The organism is Sphingobacterium corticibacter (assembly GCF_003076635.1).
In the GTDB taxonomy this organism is placed as follows: Bacteria; Bacteroidota; Bacteroidia; order Sphingobacteriales; family Sphingobacteriaceae; genus Sphingobacterium; species Sphingobacterium corticibacter.
On the sequence record NZ_QDKG01000001.1, the window covers coordinates 1060440 to 1085548 of the forward strand.

The following is a 25109-nucleotide window of genomic DNA, read 5'->3' on the forward strand; positions in this document are numbered from 1 at the left end:
ACTATAATTTTTATTTAGAGTTTTACTCGAAACCTAAATTATAGCAGCAGGTAAGCCCCTCTAAAAAAGTGGCAGGGTTTGGCTTTAAAAGGAAGTATTTGGCGAAATAGCCAAACTATTGATCTACATCAATAATATTTCTTAAACCAGATCATCGTTGCAAACCTTCCTTTTTGTGCATCTTTGTCTTGTCTGATTATTCATTAAAAATAAAAAAGATGAAAAAAGTGGTTTTAATGTTCTTTGTTTCTGTGTTCACACATCTTCACTATTCCTATGCACAAACGATAAAATTTGAAGATGTGGAATTTGATATTGTTAATGTGAAAGCATCATCCACCTTACTGAACGGAGAAAAAGTAATTAAGGTAGAAAGAGATTTAGACAAATTACCTTTTGATGCAAACCGGTTAGGGGCTACTGTTGATGAACCTACATTCATTAAAATTAAGAATGTGGATTTTGCCGACGGAGTAATTGAGGTAAAAATGTTAAGTAAAATTCAGCATCCCTCTCCATTTGAGGCGGCACGAGGCTTTATCGGTATTGCTTATAGAATAAATGAAGATAATTCAGCGTTTGACGCTATTTACCTACGACCAACAAATGGCAGAGCTGACAACCAGTTTATGAGAAATCATACAGTTCAATATTATGCTTATCCTGAATACAAGTTTGATCGATTGAGAAAAGAAGCAAACGGCGAATATGAAACGTATGCTGATATAGGACTTAACGAATGGATTTCTATTAGGATTGAAATAAAAGATAAGAAAGCTGTACTATATATAAACAACCAGAAATCTCCTTCATTTATTGTAAATGAAATGAAAGGCAATACCAAATCAGGCAGTATTGGTCTATGGGTAGATATAGGAACAGAAGGTTATTTTAAAGATTTTAAATTTACCAAAACCCCTCAGAAAAAGTAAAATAAATCCTCCTGATCGGGAGGATTTACTGTTTTAGAACCTGTAGCATTCTTTAAAAAGCAAATCCTATTTTCCCTAATTGCTTGATGACGTGAACCAAAGAATTGATACGAAACATTTGAATAGTTTTTTACAATTGTTTTGTGATTAAAATATTTATCGTAATATTGCGATATACTTGTGATAAACAAAATGGGCTTAACAAAAACTGAAATATTTACTCAACAGCAAAACAACTTAGCAACCTCTTTAAAGGCACTGGCTCATCCTGCTCGTATAGCTATCCTGCAATACATCCTTAAACAGAATGCTTGTATTTGCAACGACTTAGTGGACGAATTAGGATTGGCACAGGCAACGATTTCACAACATTTGAAAGAGTTAAAAAACATTGGCATCATCAAAGGGAGTATCGAGGGAACCAGTGTATGTTACTGCATTGATGAAAATGTTTGGCAGAAGCTAAAAAATGAACTCAATATGTTCTTTGTAGATAATGTAGGTGTTGATAAATGCTGTTAAGCATTTTTTTAAATGCATCAATCGTAATAAAGCAATATAACAATTAAATAAAAATAATGAAACTGTCAGACATAAAAGAAATCTTACCCGCATTGGATAATGTTGAATTTCAATTAGAAAACGGAACATCTGTACCGGAACATTTTCACGTTACAGAAATAGGCGTTATTACCAAACACTTTATTGATTGTGGGGGAACGATTAGAAACGAAAAAGTCGTCAATTTTCAATTATGGAATGCAAACGACTTTGAACACAGGTTAAAGCCAACCAAATTATTAAACATCATCAAACTATCCGAAGAAAAATTAGGTATTGAGGATGCCGAAATTGAAGTAGAATATCAAAGCGAAACAGTTGGTAAATACGATTTGGATTTTAACGGTAACAATTTTGTACTAAAGAACAAACAAACCGCTTGCCTGGCAAGTGATGCCTGCGGCATTCCTGCGGAAAAACACAAAGTAAACTTGGCTGAATTAAAAGGTAAACCTTGCTGTACACCTAATTCGGGATGTTGTTAAATGCTAAAACAGAATGCGATGTATCAAAAACTAATCGAAATTATTAACACCAAAATTGATGTTCACAGCATCAAAGAGAAACGCAAAATCCTATTACAACCGTTGATAGATTTTGTACAGCAAAAAATAAACAATAGGCAGGATATAAATATCAATTTAATTTGTACCCACAATTCCCGAAGAAGCCATTTATCGCAGGTTTGGGCACAGGTAGCAGCAGCACACTTTAATATCCCAAATGTATATTGTTATTCGGGTGGAACAGAAGAAACGGCATTATTTCCGAAAGTCGCAGAAACATTGATTAGTCAAGGTTTTAGTATTTTCAAAATTACGGAAATGGACAATCCTGTTTACGCCATTAAGTATAGCGAAAATGCTTTGCCTATTATCGGCTTTTCAAAAAAATACGATAGCCCTTTCAACCCAGTATCATCATTTGCAGCCATTATGACCTGTTCACAGGCAGACGGCGGATGCCCTTTTATTGCAGGTGCAGAAAAAAGAATACCTATCACATTTGAAGACCCTAAAATTTCAGATAATACACCGGAGCAATCACAGGTATATGCAGAAAGAAGTTTGCAGATAGCAACGGAAATGTTTTATGTTTTTTCAAAAGTCAGTCAATAAATGATGCAACAAAAACTAAAATTTCTTGATCGTTACCTTACCTTATGGATATTCCTTGCAATGGCAGTAGGTATAGGTTTGGGGTATTTCTTTCCGGGAATATCAAAAATTACAAATGCTTTATCCGTAGGCACTACAAATGTTCCTTTGGCAATAGGTCTGATATTGATGATGTACCCGCCATTGGCAAAAGTGGATTATTCATTATTGCCCCAAGCGTTTAAGGATAAAAAAGTAATCGGTATATCATTATTGCTCAATTGGGTTATCGGTACAGTATTGATGTTCGGGTTAGCCGTTTTGTTTTTACGGAACGAACCCGATTATATGACCGGCTTGATACTGATAGGTTTGGCAAGATGTATCGCAATGGTAATCGTATGGAGCGATTTGGCTAAGGCAAACAGGGAATATACAGCTATGTTAGTTGCATTAAACAGCATCTTTCAGATACTTTCTTATAGCTTCTTAGTTTGGTTATTCATTAACGTATTACCAAGCAAATTAGGATTAGCCAATTTCAATGTAAGCGTATCAATGAAAGACGTAACAGAAAGCGTATTGATATACTTAGGCATTCCTTTCTTAGCAGGTTTTATAAGCCGTTACGCATTGGTAAAATCAAAAGGAATAGAATGGTATAACAGAAAATTTGTACCCAGAATATCGCCCATTACATTGTATGCTTTACTGTTTACAATCGTATTAATGTTCAGTCTGAAAGGCGATAAAATATTAGAACTGCCAATAGATGTAGTAAAAGTAGCCATACCGTTAATCGTCTATTTTGTACTGATGTTTTTCGTCAGCTTCTTTATAAATAAATCCCTAAAAGTTCCTTACGACAAAAACGCCTCAATAGCATTTACAGCCACAGGAAACAATTTTGAATTGGCAATAGCCGTAGCAATAGCGGTTTTCGGTATTCATTCCCCACAGGCATTTGTGGGCGTAATCGGCCCACTTGTGGAAGTGCCTGTATTGATACTATTAGTAAGGGCAAGTTTATGGTTAAAGAAAAAATTTTACTAATGAGCATACAGAAATTGAGAAAGCATCAAAAAACTAAAAGAAAACCCTCTGGAAATTTCGAGGCCACTGAAAAACCTCATTGATTTTAGTTTATCCTTTTAAAAGGGATTAAAATAAGAGCTTATTATGTGATTGAAAAATCCGTAATAAGCTCTTTATTTTTTTAGAAGTGTTTTTTTTTGTATTTTTTTAGCGGTAATTTTAAGTGTACAGCAACTGAAATTGAGGTGCAGAGATTATTTTCTCTACATTAACTTCAGTATTCTCTTCAAATTGACTGCGAAAATAGCCATTGCACCCTGCATCTGCATATTTTCTATGCCGTAAGAAGTGGCTCTGCCGTAGCCGTGTGCATTTTTCAGTTCACTGTTTTTGGCTTCTATTTTATAGCGGTGTTTCGATTTTTCTTTATAATAATCGCTTTCCTGAAAAGCTATCTGATCCTGATGCAATTCTGATTTGATAGAAACCGAATATGTTTTACTTTTTGAACCATCCTTGTAACAACCTTCTTTCAGTGGACAGATCTTACACTTTTCAACATCAAAATAATAGGTGTCAACTTGGTTTTTGCCTACATTTTTGGTTCCACCTCGTGCTTTCCGAATCGCCAGATGCCCTGCAGAACAGACAAATCGACCGGCATCTTTATTATAGTCAAAACGATCTTCATTTTTTCGAAAACCTTACGTAATGGAAGGATTGAGTTTGGCCACTACCTTAATGTTTTGCTCGTCTGCAATTGTCAGATTTTCTTTTCCGCTGTAAGCCGAATCGCCGATAATGGCATCTACCTCCATGCCGTTGTTCTGGCTCATTTGTAATAACTTTGGCAATTCCGGACCGTCGCCTTTTTCGCCCGAAGTCACCACAGCTGCCGTAATAATCCGCTCTTGGCTCATTGCAAGATGGGTTTTGTAGCCGAAAAATGAGCTGTCGGCCGATTTGTGACCCGTTTTGGCATCAGTATCTTTTGAAAAGACCAATTGCTCACCGGTGTCTTCCACCATTTCTTTCAAAAGGTTTAATTTCTCCTTTACCGAAGGGATTTCACTGACAGAGGGCTCGTTTTCAATTATTTTCTCAAGCTCTTTGCAGTAATCCAACTCCTTGAGCAGATTGTTATCTGTATTTTTTGAAGGCATCCTGGTTTTAAACTCTTCATCAAACTGATAAACGGTTTTCCGAAGCAGTTTCGAGCGTTCCCTCAGCACATCAATCGTTGAAAAAGGGTTGCTTCTCGACAAAGTGTGTGTGGCATCTACAATGATTGATTTGGATTTGATGATGCCTTTTTCAATGGCAATCGTTACGGTTTTGCCAATCAGCAGATTCAGCAAATCGGTATCTTTCAGACGCAGTTTCCTGAATTTCGTGAGCGAGCTGGGATGGATAACGTCCTCTTCGGGAGTCATTTCCAAAAAATATTTGAACGACATATCGTAGCGTGAACGCTCCACCACATCCACATCAGAAACCGTGTAAATACTTTTCAACAAAAGATATTTGAACATCCGAACGGGGCTTTCGGCATTGCGGCCGTTGCTCAGGCAATACTTGCTCAAAAGCTCTTCATAGATAAATGAAAAATCAATCAGTTCATTAATTTTCCGAAGAAGATTTTCCTGGGGAACGATTAAATCATACAAGCCGGAATAGGCGCTCAGCTGCATTTTTTGCTGTTGTAATAACATCGGTTTTGATCTTGAAATACAACTGTAAAATACAAAAAAAAAGCGAAAACAAAATTGTTTTCGCTAATCTATTTAATCAGAAAGAACTTTTTCAGTGGCCTCGGAAATTTCAGAAGGTTTTTTATTATGGATTAAGGATTTGAAGCATCCTGCCGACTTCTATATCCATTCGTGAAAAGGCAAACCATTTTTTACCCAGGTCTTTCAGTGATGCTCCGATGTGGTAAAGCTCCACATCGTCAATAATCAAAAAACGGTCGTGAGCATCGGAAAAAATCTCAATTTCAATCGGAGGATATTGGCTGTTGTACCGTTGCATATCCAGCCGTAACTGATTGCTGATATTTTTGGAATAGATGGTGGCAGATACATTATCATTGCGTTTTCCCAATAAGGTCAGCACCGTATCATCCACATAATTATCCAATAGGATAATGGAGGTTTTTGCACTTCGGATAATATCGGAAACAAAGGTATAGGCATCAAAAACCTGCCCGTTGTAAAAGACACCTTTTTCGCTGTGGAGCTTATCGCTTTCCATAGCCTTAAAAATCTCTTCAAATTTCTGGTCGGCTTGTAATTGTTTCAGTTCTATATTGTCCAAACGATGAAACAGCGAAGCATTGCTGATAAGCATTCTCCGCATTTCTACAAAGGCATTCATTATCTCGATACTGACCTTTACAGCAACATCGCTACGAAGTACCGAAGCCAACATAGCAATACCTTGTTCGCTGAAAACATAGGGCAGGTAACGCCTCCCTCCGTAATTCAAACTTGAGGTCACAATTTGTGACCTCAAGTTGACAGCTTCAAATTCAACCTGTGTCAATTGGAAACGGAAGTTTTCGGGAAAACGCTCTGCATTACGTTTTACTGCTTGATTGAAAACTTTGGTTTCTACCTGATAAATCCCTGCGAGGTCGCTATCCAGCATAACCTGTTGCCCTCTTAGGGTATAAATCCGGCTTTCTATTTCCTTACTGGTAATAATCGGCTTATTTTCCATTACTTTTTGTAGCTTTTATTTTTTTCAAATTCAAAAGAGGTGTTGCAATCCTCATTCAACACGATATAAGCATCGAATTTCTTACCTGCCTTGCTTTTCATTCCTTTAATGAGTGAAGTTTTCTTTTTATTGACAAGGCTTTCAATTTCGGCTATGCCGATTTGTACGCCGCAAACATTGCGGAACTGTACCCAATTACAAGCCTGTTCAGGACACTTCACAATTTTATCACGTATAATGAGTTGCTGACTTTTACATTTCGGACAAACCAATTCAGGTAGGTTGTTTCGGGCAATGGAAGTTTGCAGCAATTCATTGGTAATAGATAAAGCATAATTTTCCATTTCTTTTTGAAAAGCCCCTGTATCAGCTTCGTTGTTCTCGATTTTCTGCAATGCGAGTTCCCATTCGGCAGTCATTGCCACATTCGCAATTTTCCGGTCTTTGACTAACTCATAAACCTGCAATCCCTTTTCGGTAGGGATTAAAGATTTCTTTTCACGTTGGATATAATTACGAGTAAACAGCGTTTCGATTATTGCGGCTCTTGTAGCCGGAGTACCGATACCGATATTTTGCAAGGCTTTCCGTTCATCTTCATTTTCGATTTCCTTTCCGGCAGTTTCCATAGCCGACAAAAGCCCTGCTTCGGTATAAAGCACAGGCGGTTTGGTTTTCTTTTCGAGAACGGAGGCTTCTTTTATTTTGAGTTCATCGCCTTTTTTCAGTTCGGGCAAATCCTGCACAGGTTCGGTATCATCGTCCGTGAAACTTCCCTTAACGGAACGCCAGCCAGCTTCACTAATCTTACAGCCTTTTGCGGTAAAATCGTAATGCAATACCTGTAAACCGACATCGGTCAGTTCCTTGATGCAGGCTTGTGAAAGGGCTTCGAGCAGCCGAAAGGCAATCATATCATAAACGGCATTTTCCTTTGCGTTGAGTGCTGACGGGATTTTATCAGTAATCAATAATCCGTGGTGATCGGTAACACGCAAATCGTTCACGATACGTTTATTGAACCGTCCCCATTTCATTTTTGATACGGCTTGCTTGCAGGTTTCCCTGTCCTGCAAAGCCCTCACGAGGTTGGGAATTTCTGCCCACATATCTTCAGGAATGTATTTGCTCCCGGTGCGTGGGTAAGTGATAAACTTTTTCTCATAAAGGCTTTGAGCAATGTTGAGGGTTTCTTCGGCAGATAGGTTGAGTTTCTTATTAGCTTCTTTTTGCAGTCCTGTAAGGTCAAACAATAAAGGCGGTTGCTCCGTAACTTTTTTGGTTTCTACCGATACAACTGTCACCGTTTCGCCTCGCTGAATGGCTTTCAGCGTATCATCGGCAAGTTTTTGATCTTCCCATTTGGTTTTGGAAAGGCTTTTAAAATCTATCTGCTCTTTGTTGTGCTTTAGCTCTACCTGCCAGTAACTTTTTACTGTGAAATTTTTATTCTCCAGGTAGCGTTTGCAAATCAGGGCGAGTGTGGGTGTTTGTACTCTGCCGAGCGAATAGATACCATTGCCTGCGGCAATGCTCAACGCCTGTGTAGCATTGATGCCCACAAGCCAATCGGCACGGCTTCTGCCTTGTGCCGCCTGATACAAGCCGTCAAATGCTGCCCCATCTTTTAGATTTTCAAAGCCTTGCTTGATGGCTTTTTCGGTAAGCGAGCTTATCCAAAGGCGTTCAAATGGCTTGTTACATTTGAGGTATTCGTAGATATAACGAAATATCAATTCGCCCTCACGACCTGCGTCAGTAGCCACAATTATGCTGTTGCTACGGTTAAAAAGCTGTTCGATAACTTTCAGTTGCTTTAATGCACCTGTGTCGGCGGTGTACCTTTTGTCTTTTTTGACCTTGCGAACGGTGAGTAAAAATGGATTGGGCAATATTGGTAAAGAGGCTTTGTCAAATCCCGAAATGCCGTAATCTTCTGGCATTCCCAATCCTATCAGATGACCGAATGCCCACGTAACAAAATAGCCGTTCCCTGTCAGGTAGCCATCCTTTTTATCGGATGCTCCCACAAGTCCGGCTATTTCCCTTGCTACGCTTGGTTTTTCTGCAATTATTGTTTTCATATTTTCTACATTTTTCTGCCTTTAGATTTTGCAGGAGCTTCGGGCTTTTCCTGTTGTTCCTGCTGTTGTTTGTTTTTCGGACTTTGTTGCCCCGACTTCAAAGGCTCATTGATGTTTTTGGTTGCTTCATTTGTTTTGCCCTCTGAATTGACGGCAGTCTGCGTCTTATGGGCTTCGGTAGGTTTTGCCTGTGCTTTGAGCTTATCGGGGTTTTGAAAAGAGAAATCTGTTTTTCCCGTTTCTTTGTTGAGCGTGATATAACCCTGGTATTTTTGCCCCTTTTTATCAATCAGTCCATCAACGTAAACTGTTTGACCGGCTTTGAACTTATTGTATTGCTCATCGTCCAATTCCTTCCCCCTAAAGGTTCTTGGTGCTTCCTGCGACTGGCTTTGCTGATTGGTTTGTTGGTTGTTCTGCCCGTTGCTTTGCGTTTGCCTGTTAGTATTATTTCTGTCGAAAAGGAACTCAACATACCGCTTGTCAGCATTGAACTGTACGGTGGCTGAAAACTCTGTTCCTTTCGTTGAAATCATACCATCCAATTTTAGCGGTTTGCCCTCCATTAAGGTTTGCTTTTGCTCATCATTAAGTTTCACACCCTTAATTTCATCGGGAATTTTTATGAAATCTGTTCGCAGTGCTACCAACTCATTAGTGAGCCTGTCCACACTAACTATGGACGGCATTAGTTCACCTGTCTTAGTGTTTTTTAAATCAACCACTCGTCCCATGTTGCCTGTATCGAGCAGATTTTTCTTGTCTTCATCTGTGAACTTATGCCCGAAAAACTCAAAGTTGAGGTTAGGCTCTTTGCGAATACCATGTATAGCGGCTACGACTTTTCCGTCATCGGTAGGCTGTAAAGACAGGCGGGCATCTGTACGAACAATAGCAGTGCCGAGATTTAAACTTACGGGTACAAGTTCATTAGTCTTGAAACCTTTCAGTAGTGGTTCGAGCAAGTTCATTTTTTCAAGCTTCTCTTTCCCCAATCCGAGATTGTTCATGGTTTCCCAATCAATTTGCTCCGGCTTGTAGCGGTATTCGCTCGTTTCCGACGGTTTTTGTGCTGTTTCCATATTATTTTTATTTTCTTGTTTCTGTTCTTGTTTTTCTTCAGGTTTTATCTCATGCTGCTTCATTAGCTTTTCGCCTTCGGGTGTTGGCTTTTCCACCTGCTTCTGTATCTCCTTTGCCGTCTCAACAGCGATAGGCGCAGGCACTTTAAAGAAAGAGAAATTGGTAGGGTTCTTTAATTGGCTGAAAAAATTGGAAAAGAAGTTGGAGAAGAAATCACCAGATTTATCTATACGCATAAATTGATTTTGGTTTTTCTTCGTCGGGTCTACGGTTTCCATTTTTCCGTTTTCGTCAATGCTCTTTACAGCTTGGATTTTCTTTTTCTCTTTATCCAGCACCAGCAATATGTCCGATAATTGTTCAGGGGTTTCCTGTTTATTTAAAGTCTGTTCGCTCATAGCCTTAAATTTTAAAAGTTAGTGCCGAAAGTAGGGGAAGCATTCACTGTTTTGCTTTAAGTGGCATTCAGTGGCAGCATTTGTCACTCATTGGCGTTCATTTAGTTGAAGGTGGGTTAAAACTTTCCCTGATGAATTGGTGAACATCGGACAACTTGTAATATAGTTTTCCGCTTATGGTATAATAAGGTAACTTACCAATGGAGCGATACCGTTGCAGGGAACGGTTACTAATTTTGAGCATTTGCAATAAATCCTGATTATCCAGCAATTCCTCACCGTCAATGCTATTGCGTTTCTTTTGCAAATCATCAATATGGTCGCTAAGCATATCGAGGCGGTCAATTATACGCTCCATCCATGCTAAAAATTCCATTCTGTCAATATTCATAAGAACACATTTATTGTTTGCCTGATTTTAGTTTTCTGCCCTTCTCGATATAGGTTTTTCCTTTTGCCATAAGCTCTTGTACATATTCGTCACTGCTCTGTATAGCATTTGCGTTAAGCATATCCTTAATCGCCCCAATGGTGTAGAAATACTGACCGTATATTTTTGAATAAGCGATCTCGCCTTTAGTACGCATACGGCATAAGGTCTTTTCGCTGATGTGCAGGTATTGGCATACCTCGTGGTTATTCAGCCACAGGTCATCATAGCTTGTGTTTTCCAATCTCTTCAGATAGTCAGCGATAGCATTGATACGGCTGTTTAGCTGTTGCCACGCTTCTTCTTCAATAGTTATTATTTTCATTGCACAGCATTTTAAAAGTTCACTATGCAAAGTTGTTAAAGGTGGCAGTGATTGTCTGCCAAGCCTTGCCAATTGGTTCTGCTGTTTTTTGATTTTTTTTACAATTAAGCAAAAGCCTTGTCTAATAAGGATTTGTGGGCATTTGGAATATTTTGCGATGGAGTTTCACCAGGATTTGCCAATTGGCAGATATGGGCAAAGAAAAAGCAGTACATTTTGTGTACTGCTTTGGGTTTACGTTTTTAGCCTTTAACTAAAGGTCTTTATCCATATATTCTTCCAAAGAAGTTTTAAGCTGATCTAAGAATGCGGTTCGGGAACCCGTTCTTGTTTTCATTCTATGGAATGCGTGATGCAAGTCGCCAAGTGGAATCCGAAAAAGTATCTGAAACATCAGGCTTATTTTTCTGATACCAATTTTACCGTGAGAGATAACCCCGGCAGCATGAAGGGCATAAACCAATTCGATAAGGGCATTTTTGCTTTCCGTCCAAAATATATCTTTGGAACTTTCTGACTTCTGTAAAATCACGTCGGGATCTTCATCAGGATTGATTTTTGTAAGCAGATATGAATACAATAATTCATTCGCAATAATCCTTGCCGTTTTGTAATCAAAGAAGGTCGAAAATGTAGGATCTATCTCAAATACGATGCTATTAAGTCCATCATGATAGTTTATGTTTCCTCGTTTAAAAAAGATGTCATCACGATCAGTTCGCCCAGATCGGTAATACCTGTAAAAATCAGAATTACATATATGGTCTATGTATTCACGTTTGAGGTTTGCCAATTGACCGGAGAAATAACTGTAATACATTTTGCCATTACTCACCGGACAAGTGGTTTCAATACGGTAAACTTTATTGTAATAAATAAGTTTGCCGAGGATTTGGGGTTTAATAATACGGAAGAAATGTATTTCTTCTTCGTCGTCCTTAAACCCTTCTTCTGTAACAATTTTTTTGACCGAAAATAGCAGGTCTTGAAGATACAATGTCATTTCGTAAGCCTCATCAATCAGCCTTTTGCTTTGCGATGAAATCTTATCTTCTTTGTTATGTATCTCCAAAATGATGTTTTGAAAAGAGTATTTCATAGCTTATCTGCATTTTTAAATGAACTTATTCACGCTACAAAATTTGTGTTTATAAATGAGTTCTTTCCACAAGCTGTGTGCATCTTGTGGAAGATTTTTATAGCAAACCACCTCCCTATATGCTTCAAACTTTACTGGATTGCCAGTAACAATCCTCAGCTTGGTATAAAAACCAATCCGCTTTGTATAATAACCGGGATAGGAGGCATTACTATTTCTATATTAGTTCTATGTACACCAGGATAAGAGTTTATGAAAGGATATACAGTTCTATTTAGTATCTGCTTTGAGTTGGTTTTTAGAAGGCGTGATATCATCAACTTTATTCAATCCTCGCTGCCGGGTGTGCGTGTTACATCTATTGATCTTAACGACAGACAATTTACAATGAGTGTAAACGTGCAACAGTATAAGGCTGGTCTTATAGAAGATACTGTAGCTCAAAAAGGGCTTAAGATAACACTATTGCGAATTGAAGAAAACATCCTATAAAAAGCAATAAAGTATTTTCAATTTTCATTGCTTCATTTCCTTTTAGTGCTTGTATTGTTCATTACAAAGCTTTCTAAAAATTTTCCTAAAAATCTACAGCGGTGATTAAACAATGGTTTGTATAAAAACCAGCAGGGTTTGTATAATAAGCAAAATAGCAGTTATCCTATAAACTACTTTAGCCCCATCTAATTAAAAATTCCCATAAAAGGGTTTGTCAAGTAATAAGATCATATGCGTAAAAAAATTTTAATACTCCTGCTGTTCAGCTTCTGGTTACATGGGTATGCCCAAGAGAATTGGACATTGAAACAATGTATCGAGTACGGATTAAAGAACAACCGTAACAATACGATCTATGCCAATGAAAAACTGGCTGCTGATGCCAAAGCGAAAGAAGTCCTCGCAGATTACCTGCCCAAAGTAAGCCTGACTTCAACATTGGATAATAACCTTAAACTACAACAAAGTGTCATCCCCGCCGGGATTTTTGGTCCCGACGAGATCAGGGTGTCCCTCACGCAAAAGTACAACTCCAACTTTGTAGGACAGTTGGATCAGGTAATCTATGACCAATCGCTTCTGACCGGATTGAAAGCCAACAAGTATAATAAACAGCGGGCTGACCTCAATATTGAACAAAGCAATGAAGCGATCATTTATAATATAAGCATCGCCTATTTCCAGATTTTTGTCTACAACCAGCAATTGGAACTATTGAAATACAATAAAGAGACGTATGAAAAACAGATCGAAATATACCGTTTGCAGGTAAGCAAAGGGATTACCCTTCAAAAAGATTTGGATAAGGTAAATGTAGACTACAATAACACCATTTCGCAGATACGGGTTGCCCAAAGCAATCTGAAACTTGCAGAAAACGAACTGAAATACGAAATGGGTTATCCCATCAACGATTTGCTTACGGTCAATCCTTCAACAGAATTGGGTACAACGCTTTTAAATGAAGAAAGTACAAACACCTTTTCTCCTGCATCGAGGATTGATTACAAATTATCAGAACTCAATATAAAAACACTGGAAATAGAACAGGCACGTATCAAGGCTGAAGGACTTCCAAAACTCTCTGCTTACTTCCGTTATGGAGCGGTCGGTTTTGGGGACAAGCTTAGCGCAGCTTATGATGAGTTACTTCCTTACTCGGCAGTCGGGTTGAAATTAAGCATTCCCATTCTTGATTTTTATAAACGAAATGCACAGTACAAACAGGCAAAAATCAACCGTGTCAATGCGGAAGAAAGCCTTAAGCTGGCAGAAGGAAAGTACAAGGTAGAGTACGAAAACGCCTACACCAAGCTATCGCAAGCTCAGACCAACGTTGAAAACGACAAAAGAAACGTTGAGCTTGCGGAATCTGTACTTAAAGTTACCGATCTGCAATTCCAGAAAGGAACCACCAATCTTACGGATTGGCTGAATACGCAGAACTCCCTGAAAGAAGCCCAGAACAGCTACCTCAACTCCTTATACAGTTATTACCAAGCCCGTATTGATCTTGAAAAAGCAGCGGGATCATTAAAAACATTTTATAATTCACTTTAGACCATTATGAAGAAAAAAATTATAGTCACGCTGGTTTGTGTCGGTATTATCGCTTTTGTTGTTTTTAAGCTGGCATCCAACAAGAAAAAGATCAACGAAAAGAACCAACCTGCACAGGTGGAAGATGTACGCATACCTGTAACGGCAACACCAGTATCAGAAGAGATACAGGATATTGAACTGATCAAGACCGGTATGCTGGCTCCCTTTAAGGAGGCAAAGGTTTTGTCGGTAAGCAGCGGGAATATTCAGCGGTTGCTGTTTAAACTCGGCGACCATGTGCAGCAGGGGCAGACACTTGCTGTCATTGATACCCGTCTGCTGGAAATCGACCTTCAGAAAGCGGAATCCAATGCTTCTAAGCTAAAACGTGACCTGCAAACCTATACCGAACTGCTTGAAGGCAGTGCCGCCACACAGGAGAAAGTGAACGATATACGTCAGAGCTATAACGATGCCCAGAGCCTTTCCCAGCAACTGCGTAGACAAATTGCCGATGCGACCATCAAATCGCCGATCAGTGGAATTATTGGTAATAAAGCTGTGGAGGAAGGCATGTTCATTACAGCAGGTGGAGAAATAGGATCTATTGTCAATCTTTCACAATTAAAGGTAGAAGTATATTTTACAGAGGCAGAAGTGTACCAGATAAAAGTCGGTCAGAAAATCAAGCTTACCACCGATGTCTATCCCGACAAGCCTTTCTACGGCACGATCACCTTTATCAGCCCACAGGCGAATCAGGCTTACAACTACCAGGTTGAAATAACCGCTAACAACGATAAAAACAACCCTCTGCGTTCGGGAACTTTTATATATGCCGATTTTTCAAGGACGACACCGCAAAAGGTATTGCTGATCCCTCGTGAAGCATTAAATGCAAGTACACAGGATGCTTCGGTATATATTGCCAAGGACGGAAAAGCTGTACTCCGTACCATTAAGGTTGGAGCCGAATTTGGAAGCAAGATACAGGTTACAGAAGGTTTGCAGACAGGCGAACAGGTCATTACATCCGGACAGATCAATCTGAAGGACGGTACGTTAATTAATATTTCAAAATAAAGAGCAGAATTATGTCAATAACCGGAATAGCCATAAAAAGACCTTTATTGCTTATCGTAATTTTTACGGTACTTGTAATGTTTGGGATACAATCTTACCGAAGCCTGAATTACAACCTGCTTCCCAAAATCGAAGTGCCAACGGTTTCCGTAAGTACGCTTTACCCCGGTGCATCAGCGGCAGAAGTACAGACCACCGTAACCAAGAAGCTCGAAGATGCTTTTTCATCTGTAGAAGGGCTTAATCAGATAAATTCCACTTCCCAGGAAAGTGTTTCTATAATTACCATAGAATTTAAAAGCGGAACAGACATCGACAAAGCGGAACGTGATGTTCAGCGTAAAGCAGATCAGGCGTTGAACGACCTGCCCGACGATGCGGAAAGACCACAGGTAAACAAGGTAAACCTTGAAGAAACTCCGGTAATCAAAGCAGGTATCACAGCTAATATGGCTCCCAGAAACCTGTACGACCTCATGGATAACCAGTTAAGACCTATATTACAAAATGTTGCGGGTGTAGGTCAGGTGAATATTATCGGGGGCGATGAGCGTGAGATACAGATCAATATCAATCAGGACAAACTGTTGGCTTATGGTCTTTCGATCTCACAGATTACACAAGCCGTCAATAATGCCAATCTTTCTTTTCCTGCCGGTAGTATAGAAACCCAGAACCAGCAGCTATCCATCCGCTACGATGCCAATGTAAAATCATTAGACCAGTTGCGTAATCTTATTGTATTCCAGCACCCAAAACAGGGGGTCATCTATCTGAAAGATATTGCAGAGGTTGTGGACGCCACGGCAAAAACAACAGCGATCAACCACATTGACGGTATTCCGTCTATCGGTGTGCAGATCATCAAACAGAGTGATGCAAATGCGGTTGACGTGAGCGAACAGGTAAAAAAGGCATTTTCAAATATTGAAACTCAATATAAAGCACAAAATCTGAAATTCAACATTTCTTCAGACCAGAGTGTATATACGCTCAATTCTGCGGATGCGGTCATGTTTGATTTGATGCTGGCTGTTATCATCGTAGGGATCGTAATGCTGGCATTCCTGCACAGTTTCAGAAGCTCTATGTTCGTATTGGTAGCCTTGCCCGCATCCATCATACCAACATTTATCGCCATGTATGTTCTTGGGTTCTCGCTTAACCTGATGACGCTAATGGCACTGTCGCTGGTGGTGGGTATATTAGTTGACGATTCCATTGTGGTACTGGAAAATATTTACAGGCATATGGAAATGGGATCGGACAAACGTAAGGCGGCACTCGAAGGGCGTAACGAAATCGGATTTACCGCCCTTTCCATTACCTTGGTGGATGTCGTGGTGTTCCTACCGCTGGCATTGGCAGGCGGTATGATAGGTTCTATACTCCGTGAGTTTTCACTCGTAGTCGTGATCTCAACCTTGATGAGCCTTTTTGTGTCCTTTACCATTACACCCTTGCTGGCAAGCCGTTTCGGTAAATTAGAACATCTGAAAAACGATACCCTGTGGGGAAGGATTAATCTTGGTTTTGAAAATTTTATCGACACCATAAAAGAAGATTACGGAAGACTTCTGCAAAAGGTGCTCCGTAAAAAAAGATGGCTTTTGTCCGGCACTATATTGTTAATTATAGGATCTATCGCTTTGGTTCCAACAGGATTTATCGGGGCGGCATTTATCCCCAAAACGGATCAGAGCGACCTTATACTCAATATGGAACTGGAGCCTACAGCAACCATCTATAAGACCAATATGCTCGTACAGCAGGCTGAAAAAATATTGATGGAACAACCGGAAGTGGAAAAGGTCTTTTCCAGTATCGGTTTTGTCAGCGGAAGTGTATCGGGAACCAGCAGTAACGCCAATTTAGCAGAACTTACCCTGACATTGGCAGACAAGAAAAAAAGAAGTATGTCTGCCGAAGAATTTGGAACCTACATTCAGAATAAACTAAGTGGAGCGATCACTGGTGCGAAGTTTACGGCATCATCAACATCCATTACGGGAAATGTCAGCAGTGCACCAATACAGATTGCTATTAAAGGAGTTGACCTGAAAGATGTTCGTCAGGTAGCAGAAGCTTATCAAAAAGTAGTAGAAGCAGTACCCGGTACGCAGTTTGTCAAACTTTCCGTGAAGGACAGGAAACCGGAAGTGGATATCAAACTAAACAGGGAAAAGATGAGCCTGTTGGGACTGAATGCCAGTATGGTAGGGGCTACACTGCAAAACTCATTTAGCGGAAGTGATAAAAGCCAGTTCAAACAGGATGGCAATGAATACGACATCAGGGTGAGCCTGGATAAGTTTAACCGATCGGATATTAAGAATGTAAGAAACCTGCCTTTTGTAAATTCAGAAGGACAGAGTATATTATTGAGCCAGTTTGCAGAAGTGACTGAAACTCTCGGGGAAACTACCTTACAACGTATTGATCGCTTAGGTTCCATTACCGTGCAGGCAAACGTGATTGGACGTCCTACAGGTACTGTCAGTGACGAGATCAAGGAAAAGACAACATCCATTAAACTTCCTGCCGGTATAAGCGTAGAGTATCTTGGTGATACTAAAAATCAAGGTGATGCGTTCGGCAGTCTTGGACTGGCACTTCTTACAGCGTTCATTTTGGTATACCTGATCATGGTTGCCTTGTATGAAAATGCGGTGTATCCGTTCGTCGTATTGTTTTCTATACCTGTTGCGCTGGTCGGAGCGTTCCTGATTCTCGCCCTGACAATGGAAACCTTGAATATCTTTACCATTATCGGGATGATCATGCTTTTGGGGCTGGTTTCAAAAAATGCGATTCTTATCGTGGATTTCACCAACAATCTGAAAGCTGAAGGGCGTCCTGTTAAAGAAGCACTGATCGAAGCCGGCAGGGAAAGGCTGCGTCCTATCTTAATGACCACTTTGGCAATGATCTTTGGGATGCTTCCCATCGCCATCGCAAGCGGAGCGGCTTCAGAGATCAAAAACGGGATGGCATGGGTAATTATAGGGGGATTGACAAGTTCTATGATACTAACACTATTTGTAGTGCCAAGCATGTACCTCATTATTGATAATCTATTGCTAAGACTGTCAGGGAAAAAGAACAGAATGTCTGAATGAAGAGGGTAAGGATTTTAATATTTTAATAATAAGTGTTTATCTCGGTATATTTTATTTGCCCAGAACGTAGACACGTTGTATATCCGGCAATATCCGCAGAAAATGTGGGTTGTCGGATATGCTGCATTTAACAGGATAAGATTGAGAACGTAAAAAGAACCTTTTTCATAAATTAGCAATTGCGGAAAATACAACGGGGCAACAGAAAATGGAGTACAAGATCAAGAAATATACAATGCCACAAGAATTTGAATTGATCGGCATTGAACAATTGTACAACGACAACTCTGACAAGTTGACGACACTACACCGGATAGGTTTCTATCACATACTCTGGTTTCAGAAAGGCAACCCTACTCATCTGGTTGACTTCAACCCTGTAAAAATTAAACCGAATACCATTCTGTTTCTAAATAAGGACACCGTTCAACGATTTGACAAGAAAGGCGGTTTTGACGGCAAAGCAATCCTGTTTACTGACAGTTTTTTCTGCAAGACAGAAACAGACACAAAATATTTGCGGAGCAGTATTTTATTCAACAATTTGTTCTCTGTTGCCCAGATTCAAATAAGCGAAACAGCTTCACTGTTTGCCGATCTGTTTAAGCTAATGGATGAGGAATTAAAAAACCAAAGCGATAGTTCACAACCCTACATTCTAAAAAATTTATTGCATAACTTTTTGCTCCTATCTGAAAGAGAAAGACAGAAACAGGATGTCACCGAAATTAAAAAAGGTCCTGACTTTGACTATGTAATGCTTTTTAAAGACGTTTTGGAAACCAATTTCCGTAAGCTGAAACAAGTGAGCAGCTACGCAAAAATGATAAGCGTGACCGAAAAGAGGCTGAACCAGGCAACACAAAAGACGTTGGACAAATCACCCAAGCAGATGATCGACGAAAGGGTCATGCTTGAAGCAAAACGACTTTTGGCACACACAAACGAAAGCATAAAGGAAATAGGCTTTGACCTGGGCTTTGATGAGCCGACCAATTTTATAAAATACTTCCGCAAACACAACAGTTCAACCCCGGTTGAATTTAGAAAGCAATTTGCTTCGGCTTAAAAGTATCATTTAAAGGACTGTTTCTACCTTTTACATTCTTTTGCATTGTTGCACCTTTGCAACGTCAATTAATCCATAATCGGACAGAAGCGAAGGATGAGCTGCTGATAAACTGTTGCAGGCAATATTAACACCTTAAGTTTCTGCCTGTACCATCTTTTAAGCAGAAAAAATGAAATTATCGTATAAAGAAATCCTTATCGTTATAATATTGAGCTTGCTCACGTCTTTTATTGCACTCAGCATAGACTTGTATTTACCCGCTTTTAAATCCATCGCAGAAGATCTGCATACCGATATGGGAAAAGTACAGGTTTCCCTTTCCGTATTTATCGGCGGGCTTGCCGTTGGGCAACTTTTATGGGGAACGCTTTCTGACAGGGTGGGCAGAAAGTTACCGCTTATCATTGCTATTATCGTTTACAGTATGGCTTCAATTTTAGCTATTACCGCAGATAGCATTGAAGAGTTATGGCTGTACCGATTTTTGCAGGCTTTTTCCGGTTCGGCAGGAATGGTGTTGCCAAGAGCGGTCGTTACCGATTATTTTGACAGAGGAAAGACGGCAAAAATCTTTTCCTTACTTGCCTTAATTTCAGGCGTAGCACCCATTATTGCACCAAGTATTGGAAACCTGTTATTGGGCGGAAACGGTTGGCATACTATTTTTTTTGCAATGGCGGTTTTTGGTGCAGTGGCGGTACTATTAGTTATTTTCTTTTTGCCCGAAACACATTCACCAAAACAAACAACCACCACTTACACAAAAAAAGAACGCAGTGTTTTGGCTTCGTATGCCCACGTTTTCCAAAACAAACAGTTTGTCGTTTATACCCTTGTGGGCAGTCTTACATTCAGTGCGTTGATGGTCTATATTTCCAATTCGCCTTTCCTTATAATGGAAATAGGCGGTTTCACAGGAACGGAATACAGCTTGATCTTTGGCTTAAACGCAATAGGAATGGTAGGTGGCAATTACTCCGTTGGCTTTCTGGTAAATCGTTTCAGTACCATGACGCTGGTAAAATCCGCATCTTTATTCCAGACAATTTTTGCGGTTTTGCTGGCTGCCTGTATGTTGGCTGAAATTCCGCTTGCCATAATACTGGTGTTGTTGTTTTTCTCTTTGATAATGATGGGTATTTTGCTTACTGCCACAGTTGATTTGGCGTTAGCACCTTTTCACAACGATAGCGGAACAGCTTCGGCAGTTTTCGGTTTTTTCCAGTTGGGATTAACGTTTGTATTATCAGGCATCATCGGGCTGGTACAGAACAATTCTGTTATGCCTATGGCATTGGCATTGCTATCTTGTGCGGTGATTTCATTCGGGGCAACAACTGTTTTCAAAAATATGGCTGACAACGCAACAACGAAGTAGCCAATAGAAATTTAGTAGAAAGCAGCTTCAGTGCTATAATTAAGGTTCGCCCTTCTAAGTCACTACGCCATTTTTTATATACTTTTTTGTAATTTAGCTATTCATGGAAAAGCATTAAAAATTAATGAAAGACAATTTAACAGAGGCATCCTTGCAACCCTTACTCGACTACTTTGATGGGTGCATTCCGTTGAACGGGGAAGAAAAACAATTGGTTACGGAATGCTTTGAACCACGACTTTATCGCAGAAGACAATATGTATTGCAGGAAGGAGATATCTGTGCCAAATTCAATTTCGTTGTTCGGGGCTGTCTGCGTATGTACAAAACAGACGATAAAGGCAATACGCATATCTTACAATTTACTGCCGAAGACAAGTGGCTTACGGATTTGGGCAGCTTTCACGGTAAAAAACCATCTAAACTGAACATTGATGCACTGGAAGATACGATGGTGCTGCAAATCAGTTATGACAACCTGATTACCTTGTACAAACAGGCTCCTAAGTTTGACCGCATTTTCAGGGTCCTGATAGAAAACAGTTTCATCGCGCTGCAAGAACGTTTATTGCAAAATATCAGCTCAACGGCGGAGGAGCGTTACCTTTCCTTTATGCAGGCATATTCGCACCTGTCAAACCGGCTTCCGCAAACCCAGATAGCCGCTTTCTTAGGGATCACCCCCGAATTTTTAAGCCGCATAAGAAACAATCGGAGCAAGCAAAAAACTTAAACTACATCAATCCTATTTCTTGATATAGTTCATTGGAAAAGGCAACCTTTCTGCCTCACCTTTGTACTGTAAAATTTAGTCATTAACTAAAAAAGAAATAGTATGTCAAACACAAAAAAAATAGCCATTATCGGCTTGGGCAACATTGGAAAAGCCGTTGCCGAAAATCTTGTAAAAGGTAATCGTCCGGTTGTTCTTGCCAGCAGAAAATTGGAAGATGCGACAGCATTAGCCCAACAACTGGGAACGTTAGCAACATCCGCAGAGGTATCGGATGCGATCAAAGAGGCCGATATTATAGTATTGGCGGTCTGGTTCAATACCATCCAGGAATTTTTCTCACAATACGCCTCGGAATTTCAGGGGAAAATCATCATCGATCCTTCTAACCCGATTGCACCGGATGAAAACGGCGGCTTCAAAAAAATCATTGGGGAAAAAGAATCCGCAGGTCAGCTTAATGCAGCTATACTTCCTGAAGGAACCAAATTGGCAAAAGCATTAGGGACATTGGGAGCGGCTTCACTTGCGGGTGCAGCGTTTCAAAAGCCAGAAGAAGCAGTATTGTTCTACGCTACAGATGACACAAGCATCAATACAGATGTTGAGCAACTTATTCATGATAGTGGCTTTGAACCGGTACGTGTGGGCGAATTAGACCAATCAATACGAATAGAAGTATTCGGCGACCTGCATGAATTTGGAGCATTAGGAAAACCTGTTACTCTTGCAGAAGCAAAGGCGAAACTTTAAGATCTAACAATTTGAACAAAGCAATGAACCAATAATTTTTGTTATTGGTTCATTTATAAAAAAGCACAAGCAACAATGAGCAATACAAAAACAAACGAGATACTGACACATCATCTTACGGCATTTGGAAACAATGATCTCGATGAGATTATGAAAGACTACACCGAAGAGTCGGAAGTCCTTACGATTGATGGTGCAATAAAAGGCTTAGTTCTTATTCGCAACTTCTTTGCTGAAATGTTTGCCACCATTCCAACAGGTTCGGAATTTGAAATGAAACAGCTTACCATAGCAGGAAATGTTGCGCACATCATTTGGGCAAGTAAATCGAAAATTGCTGAAATTCCAATGGGTTCAGATACATTCTTGTTTGAAGATGATAAAATTAAGACCCATACGGTAGTAGCCTATATTAGCTATAAATAATCACGTAGCAATATCTGGGACATTAAAAATCTGGACTTTTATCAATTTTCAAAGGTTAAATGAAAAAGAAACATTTCAAATACATCAATACATTATTTATTGTATTCCCAATGACCTTGATTATGGCATTTGTGGGAATTATTAGGCACTATGGCTTTGATGGTGGCTGGTTCTTCATGTTCCTTAAAACGTGGGTTGCCATGCTGCCAATTGCCTATGTTGCCGCATTCATTATCATCCCCCAGGCCCGTAAGCTTACCTAAAGGATCGCGATAAAATCATAAATAGATACTCGATCGCTAACCCTCTGGGTTGAGTGATCCCCCAGCATAGATCCTGAAAAATTCTTTCTTATAGACGTCTCCCAACGGTACTTCATTTTCTCCAAGATAAATGTTGTGATGATCAAATGAATCGATAAAATTGATGTTTACAACATAAGATTTGCTAACCCTTAAAAAAGTGCCATGCGGTATCTTTTGGTGAATAGTCTTCAGATTCATTGCCGTAATCAGCTTTTGGTTACCGGTATAAATAACCACATAATCTTTCAAACCCTCGATGTATTTGATATCCGCAAAATTGATCCTGAAAAACCGGCGTTCCGATTTTATGATCAAATAATCTCCGGTATTGGACTCTAACGTGTTTTTTTCAGTTTCATCGGAAAGCAATTTCTTGTAAGTTTCTGCTTTATTGATTGCTTTTTGCAGCCGGGATTTATCAACCGGTTTCAACAGGTAATCAATGGCATCAAGTTCATAGCTTTCCAGCGCATATTTAGGATATGCCGTAGTGAAAATTACAAGTGTATTCTTTGGTAATTGAGAAGCAAATTGGAGCCCTGTTACCATTGGCATTTCAATATCCAGAAAAATGACATCTACACTATTTGTTTCTAAAAACTTTATCGCCGAAGGAGCATTAGGAAACATACCGAGTATTTCAATATCGGATACGTCATTTATAAGTGCCTGCATTTCCTGTCTTGCCAGAGGTTCATCGTCTACTATAATACAGTTCATAATGGGATTGTTAATTTTATTTCATATTTAGTTTCTGTCGAATTGATGTCAAGAGTATGGTTATGACCATACAAAAGTTCAAGTCGCCTTCTTATATTTCCTAAGCCCAATCCACTGCTTTTCTCACTGGCAGAAGGTATATAATTGGGATCTTTTGAATTGACACAACTGAAGTAAAGTGTGTTGTCTTTCACATCTATGTTTACATAAACAAACGATTCCTCTCCACTTATATTCACACTGTGTTTTACGGCATTTTCCACAAAAGTGGTAAAAAGATTAGGCGGAAGAAATACGCTCTTAATAATATTGCAATCTGTATCGGTACTGATTTTTACCGATAGATTATCCCTTCTTATGGTTTCGAGATCCAAAAAGTTGGAAAGGAAATTAATTTCGGACTTCAATAATGTACGTTCATCATTGTTCTCATAAAGTTGGTAACGAAGAAATTCCGAAAGCTTCATAATCACCATCCCCGCTTTGTCCGGATCACTTCTTACCAGAGATTTAATGCCGTTAAGCGTATTAAATAAAAAGTGGGGATTCATCTGGTTCCTAAGCTCGTTCAATTCCATGTTGAAATTGATTTTGTTCAGCTCATTTATCTTTTGATTGTCCCTCATCCACCTTTGAAATAACTTGATCATTGTTGTTACCAGGATTATTGGAATGAGGATAATAATAGATTCATAAAACCCTCTACCAGCATTGTCACGTTCAATATCAGGGCGTGTATTAGGGAAGAAAATCTCCAGAACATTTGACATAACGCTTAATGATAGAATGACCAGTAATACCAGAAGAGAAAAATAGATCAGGTAACGCCCTTTAAAGAAAAATACGGGAACGAGAATATTAATGTTAACGTAGCACATAAATACCAGCGGAATATAGACAAACAGCACTTTCAGCGCTCTGAAAGAACCCCGATATTCTGTAACATCCTTAGAATAGGATAGTATTGCCAACATAGCCAATAATAGCACTATATGGCGTAACAACCTGTATTTATCTTCCGTTATAAATCGTATAACCTTCGTATCCTGTACCTCTATCGTATTGTAGCCCATAGCTCTAAAAAAATTCTCTAACAAAGATAAAACATACATAGCCTTAAAAATTGTAAATTATACAAACCGTCGCCTCTTTTATACTAAACCATAATAAGAGGGGATTTAGTATAAAATGTAAGTCGGTTGGTATAAAAACGAAAAATCACCTTTCTATTATCATTTCCTTTGTCTTGTTCATAATAACAAGGCTATGAATTTACTAACGACACTTCAGCAATATACCTCCCAGATAATGGACGATCCTCTTTTATCCGGTGGGCAGCAAGAGCAGAAAATGATTCAGGTTTTTGACCTGTGCCATTTTATTGATGTCTACGATCATTCCCTGGAAATCGTAGATTATAAACACAAGATCTGTGTTGTCAAAGATCGAGGTGTCCGTAAAGGGATTTATTTCTGCGACCTGATTTATAACACCAGATATTGTTTTGACAAATGGTTTTATAGGCGTGAAAACATCACAACTACCCGAAATCAATTAAAGATAAAAGAATTGTGGTTTGTGTCCGTAGTAGAAAGCCTGTTGTCTGATGATCTCACAGATAGCAGAGCGTTTGTGCAGAAAAACGGTGTCAAAAATCTATACGATCAAATATTCTATTTCAACTTTTCACAATCAATAATAAAAAAAATAAATTAATT

Annotated in this window: 23 protein-coding genes and 1 pseudogene; 15 read left to right on the top strand and 9 right to left on the bottom strand. The window is 39.3% G+C overall.

Going from position 1 to position 25109, the window contains the following annotated elements; translation table 11 throughout:
* Positions 1-218 precede the first annotated feature (218 nt).
* The 5 genes from DC487_RS04520 (at position 219) to arsB (ending at position 3643) form a co-directional block, all read left to right on the top strand.
* Entirely contained in the window at positions 219-932 is a 714-nt protein-coding gene (locus tag DC487_RS04520) for a hypothetical protein (protein ID WP_207774305.1), read from the top strand.
* 192 nt (positions 933-1124) lie between these two features.
* Positions 1125-1454, top strand: a complete 330-nt coding sequence (locus DC487_RS04525) for an ArsR/SmtB family transcription factor (RefSeq protein ID WP_116774722.1) — start codon at positions 1125-1127, stop codon at positions 1452-1454.
* A gap of 56 nt (positions 1455-1510) precedes the next feature.
* Entirely contained in the window at positions 1511-1978 is a 468-nt protein-coding gene (locus DC487_RS04530; protein ID WP_116774723.1) for a DUF6428 family protein, read from the top strand.
* A gap of 18 nt (positions 1979-1996) precedes the next feature.
* Positions 1997-2611: a low molecular weight phosphatase family protein gene (locus tag DC487_RS04535; RefSeq protein WP_116775040.1), complete on the top strand. Its 615-nt coding sequence runs from the start codon at positions 1997-1999 to the stop codon at positions 2609-2611.
* A 3-nt stretch (positions 2612-2614) separates the two neighbouring features.
* Positions 2615-3643, top strand: coding sequence for an ACR3 family arsenite efflux transporter (gene arsB / locus DC487_RS04540; RefSeq protein ID WP_116775041.1), 1029 nt, complete (start codon positions 2615-2617; stop codon positions 3641-3643).
* A 245-nt stretch (positions 3644-3888) separates the two neighbouring features.
* Here arsB and DC487_RS04545 read toward each other — a convergent pair.
* From DC487_RS04545 to DC487_RS04575, 7 genes and pseudogenes are all read right to left on the bottom strand, one after another.
* A pseudogene (locus DC487_RS04545) lies at positions 3889-5337 on the bottom strand (IS1182 family transposase).
* Between the two features lie 124 nt (positions 5338-5461).
* Positions 5462-6346: an ORF6N domain-containing protein gene (locus DC487_RS04550; RefSeq protein ID WP_116774724.1), complete on the bottom strand. Its 885-nt coding sequence runs from the start codon at positions 6344-6346 to the stop codon at positions 5462-5464.
* Complete coding sequence (locus DC487_RS04555; RefSeq protein WP_116774725.1) at positions 6346-8430, bottom strand: type IA DNA topoisomerase; 2085 nt, start codon at positions 8428-8430, stop codon at positions 6346-6348. The genes DC487_RS04550 and DC487_RS04555 overlap by 1 nt, the downstream gene beginning before the upstream one ends.
* A gap of 5 nt (positions 8431-8435) precedes the next feature.
* A complete protein-coding gene (locus DC487_RS04560; protein WP_116774726.1) occupies positions 8436-9911 on the bottom strand; it encodes a DUF3945 domain-containing protein in 1476 nt (491 codons plus the stop codon).
* Between the two features lie 97 nt (positions 9912-10008).
* Complete coding sequence (locus DC487_RS04565) at positions 10009-10287, bottom strand: helix-turn-helix domain-containing protein (protein WP_449441372.1); 279 nt, start codon at positions 10285-10287, stop codon at positions 10009-10011.
* A gap of 25 nt (positions 10288-10312) precedes the next feature.
* On the bottom strand, positions 10313-10666 hold the full coding sequence (locus DC487_RS04570; RefSeq protein ID WP_116774728.1) for a helix-turn-helix domain-containing protein: 354 nt from the start codon (positions 10664-10666) through the stop codon (positions 10313-10315).
* Positions 10667-10919: 253 nt separating this feature from the next.
* Positions 10920-11765 carry an RteC domain-containing protein gene (locus DC487_RS04575; RefSeq protein ID WP_116774729.1) on the bottom strand — a complete coding sequence of 282 codons (846 nt, stop codon included), beginning with the start codon at positions 11763-11765 and terminating at the stop codon, positions 10920-10922.
* A 726-nt stretch (positions 11766-12491) separates the two neighbouring features.
* Here DC487_RS04575 and DC487_RS04585 point away from each other — a divergent pair.
* The 9 genes from DC487_RS04585 (at position 12492) to DC487_RS04625 (ending at position 22629) form a co-directional block, all read left to right on the top strand.
* Positions 12492-13820: a TolC family protein gene (locus DC487_RS04585; RefSeq protein WP_116774731.1), complete on the top strand. Its 1329-nt coding sequence runs from the start codon at positions 12492-12494 to the stop codon at positions 13818-13820.
* A 6-nt stretch (positions 13821-13826) separates the two neighbouring features.
* Positions 13827-14885: an efflux RND transporter periplasmic adaptor subunit gene (locus tag DC487_RS04590; RefSeq protein ID WP_116774732.1), complete on the top strand. Its 1059-nt coding sequence runs from the start codon at positions 13827-13829 to the stop codon at positions 14883-14885.
* 11 nt (positions 14886-14896) lie between these two features.
* Positions 14897-18004, top strand: coding sequence for an efflux RND transporter permease subunit (locus DC487_RS04595; RefSeq protein ID WP_116774733.1), 3108 nt, complete (start codon positions 14897-14899; stop codon positions 18002-18004).
* Between the two features lie 208 nt (positions 18005-18212).
* Positions 18213-19073 carry an AraC family transcriptional regulator gene (locus tag DC487_RS04600; protein WP_116774734.1) on the top strand — a complete coding sequence of 287 codons (861 nt, stop codon included), beginning with the start codon at positions 18213-18215 and terminating at the stop codon, positions 19071-19073.
* Between the two features lie 172 nt (positions 19074-19245).
* Positions 19246-20454 (top strand): multidrug effflux MFS transporter, encoded by a 1209-nt coding sequence (locus tag DC487_RS04605; protein WP_116774735.1) that lies wholly within the window; start codon positions 19246-19248, stop codon positions 20452-20454.
* 124 nt (positions 20455-20578) lie between these two features.
* Positions 20579-21187, top strand: coding sequence for a Crp/Fnr family transcriptional regulator (locus DC487_RS04610; protein WP_116774736.1), 609 nt, complete (start codon positions 20579-20581; stop codon positions 21185-21187).
* A 102-nt stretch (positions 21188-21289) separates the two neighbouring features.
* Positions 21290-21940: an NADPH-dependent F420 reductase gene (locus DC487_RS04615; protein ID WP_116774737.1), complete on the top strand. Its 651-nt coding sequence runs from the start codon at positions 21290-21292 to the stop codon at positions 21938-21940.
* A gap of 75 nt (positions 21941-22015) precedes the next feature.
* Positions 22016-22366 carry a nuclear transport factor 2-like protein gene (locus DC487_RS04620; protein WP_116774738.1) on the top strand — a complete coding sequence of 117 codons (351 nt, stop codon included), beginning with the start codon at positions 22016-22018 and terminating at the stop codon, positions 22364-22366.
* Positions 22367-22425: 59 nt separating this feature from the next.
* On the top strand, positions 22426-22629 hold the full coding sequence (locus DC487_RS04625; protein ID WP_116774739.1) for a DUF2798 domain-containing protein: 204 nt from the start codon (positions 22426-22428) through the stop codon (positions 22627-22629).
* A 36-nt stretch (positions 22630-22665) separates the two neighbouring features.
* Here DC487_RS04625 and DC487_RS04630 read toward each other — a convergent pair whose 3' ends face one another.
* Together DC487_RS04630 and DC487_RS04635 are read right to left on the bottom strand one after the other, a co-directional pair.
* Positions 22666-23391 carry a LytR/AlgR family response regulator transcription factor gene (locus tag DC487_RS04630; RefSeq protein ID WP_116774740.1) on the bottom strand — a complete coding sequence of 242 codons (726 nt, stop codon included), beginning with the start codon at positions 23389-23391 and terminating at the stop codon, positions 22666-22668.
* A complete protein-coding gene (locus DC487_RS04635; protein ID WP_239016317.1) occupies positions 23388-24365 on the bottom strand; it encodes a sensor histidine kinase in 978 nt (325 codons plus the stop codon). The genes DC487_RS04630 and DC487_RS04635 overlap by 4 nt, the downstream gene beginning before the upstream one ends.
* A gap of 292 nt (positions 24366-24657) precedes the next feature.
* Here DC487_RS04635 and DC487_RS04640 point away from each other — a divergent pair, with 292 nt between their 5' ends.
* Positions 24658-25107, top strand: a complete 450-nt coding sequence (locus tag DC487_RS04640) for a hypothetical protein (RefSeq protein WP_116774741.1) — start codon at positions 24658-24660, stop codon at positions 25105-25107.
* Positions 25108-25109: the final 2 nt, after the last annotated feature.

Excerpts from the sequence above, each read along its gene's own strand:
- DC487_RS04520 (WP_207774305.1), top strand. The coding sequence starts at position 219 with ATGAAAAAAGTGGTTTTAATGTTCTTTGTTTCTGTGTTCACACATCTT.
- DC487_RS04525 (WP_116774722.1), top strand. The coding sequence starts at position 1,125 with ATGGGCTTAACAAAAACTGAAATATTTACTCAACAGCAAAACAACTTA.
- DC487_RS04530 (WP_116774723.1), top strand. The coding sequence starts at position 1,511 with ATGAAACTGTCAGACATAAAAGAAATCTTACCCGCATTGGATAATGTT.
- DC487_RS04535 (WP_116775040.1), top strand. The coding sequence starts at position 1,997 with ATGTATCAAAAACTAATCGAAATTATTAACACCAAAATTGATGTTCAC.
- arsB (WP_116775041.1), top strand. The coding sequence starts at position 2,615 with ATGCAACAAAAACTAAAATTTCTTGATCGTTACCTTACCTTATGGATA.
- DC487_RS04550 (WP_116774724.1), bottom strand. The coding sequence starts at position 6,346 with ATGGAAAATAAGCCGATTATTACCAGTAAGGAAATAGAAAGCCGGATT.
- DC487_RS04555 (WP_116774725.1), bottom strand. The coding sequence starts at position 8,430 with ATGAAAACAATAATTGCAGAAAAACCAAGCGTAGCAAGGGAAATAGCC.
- DC487_RS04560 (WP_116774726.1), bottom strand. The coding sequence starts at position 9,911 with ATGAGCGAACAGACTTTAAATAAACAGGAAACCCCTGAACAATTATCG.
- DC487_RS04565 (WP_449441372.1), bottom strand. The coding sequence starts at position 10,287 with ATGGAATTTTTAGCATGGATGGAGCGTATAATTGACCGCCTCGATATG.
- DC487_RS04570 (WP_116774728.1), bottom strand. The coding sequence starts at position 10,666 with ATGAAAATAATAACTATTGAAGAAGAAGCGTGGCAACAGCTAAACAGC.
- DC487_RS04575 (WP_116774729.1), bottom strand. The coding sequence starts at position 11,765 with ATGAAATACTCTTTTCAAAACATCATTTTGGAGATACATAACAAAGAA.
- DC487_RS04585 (WP_116774731.1), top strand. The coding sequence starts at position 12,492 with ATGCGTAAAAAAATTTTAATACTCCTGCTGTTCAGCTTCTGGTTACAT.
- DC487_RS04590 (WP_116774732.1), top strand. The coding sequence starts at position 13,827 with ATGAAGAAAAAAATTATAGTCACGCTGGTTTGTGTCGGTATTATCGCT.
- DC487_RS04595 (WP_116774733.1), top strand. The coding sequence starts at position 14,897 with ATGTCAATAACCGGAATAGCCATAAAAAGACCTTTATTGCTTATCGTA.
- DC487_RS04600 (WP_116774734.1), top strand. The coding sequence starts at position 18,213 with ATGGAGTACAAGATCAAGAAATATACAATGCCACAAGAATTTGAATTG.
- DC487_RS04605 (WP_116774735.1), top strand. The coding sequence starts at position 19,246 with ATGAAATTATCGTATAAAGAAATCCTTATCGTTATAATATTGAGCTTG.
- DC487_RS04610 (WP_116774736.1), top strand. The coding sequence starts at position 20,579 with ATGAAAGACAATTTAACAGAGGCATCCTTGCAACCCTTACTCGACTAC.
- DC487_RS04615 (WP_116774737.1), top strand. The coding sequence starts at position 21,290 with ATGTCAAACACAAAAAAAATAGCCATTATCGGCTTGGGCAACATTGGA.
- DC487_RS04620 (WP_116774738.1), top strand. The coding sequence starts at position 22,016 with ATGAGCAATACAAAAACAAACGAGATACTGACACATCATCTTACGGCA.
- DC487_RS04625 (WP_116774739.1), top strand. The coding sequence starts at position 22,426 with ATGAAAAAGAAACATTTCAAATACATCAATACATTATTTATTGTATTC.
- DC487_RS04630 (WP_116774740.1), bottom strand. The coding sequence starts at position 23,391 with ATGAACTGTATTATAGTAGACGATGAACCTCTGGCAAGACAGGAAATG.
- DC487_RS04635 (WP_239016317.1), bottom strand. The coding sequence starts at position 24,365 with ATGTTGGCAATACTATCCTATTCTAAGGATGTTACAGAATATCGGGGT.
- DC487_RS04640 (WP_116774741.1), top strand. The coding sequence starts at position 24,658 with ATGAATTTACTAACGACACTTCAGCAATATACCTCCCAGATAATGGAC.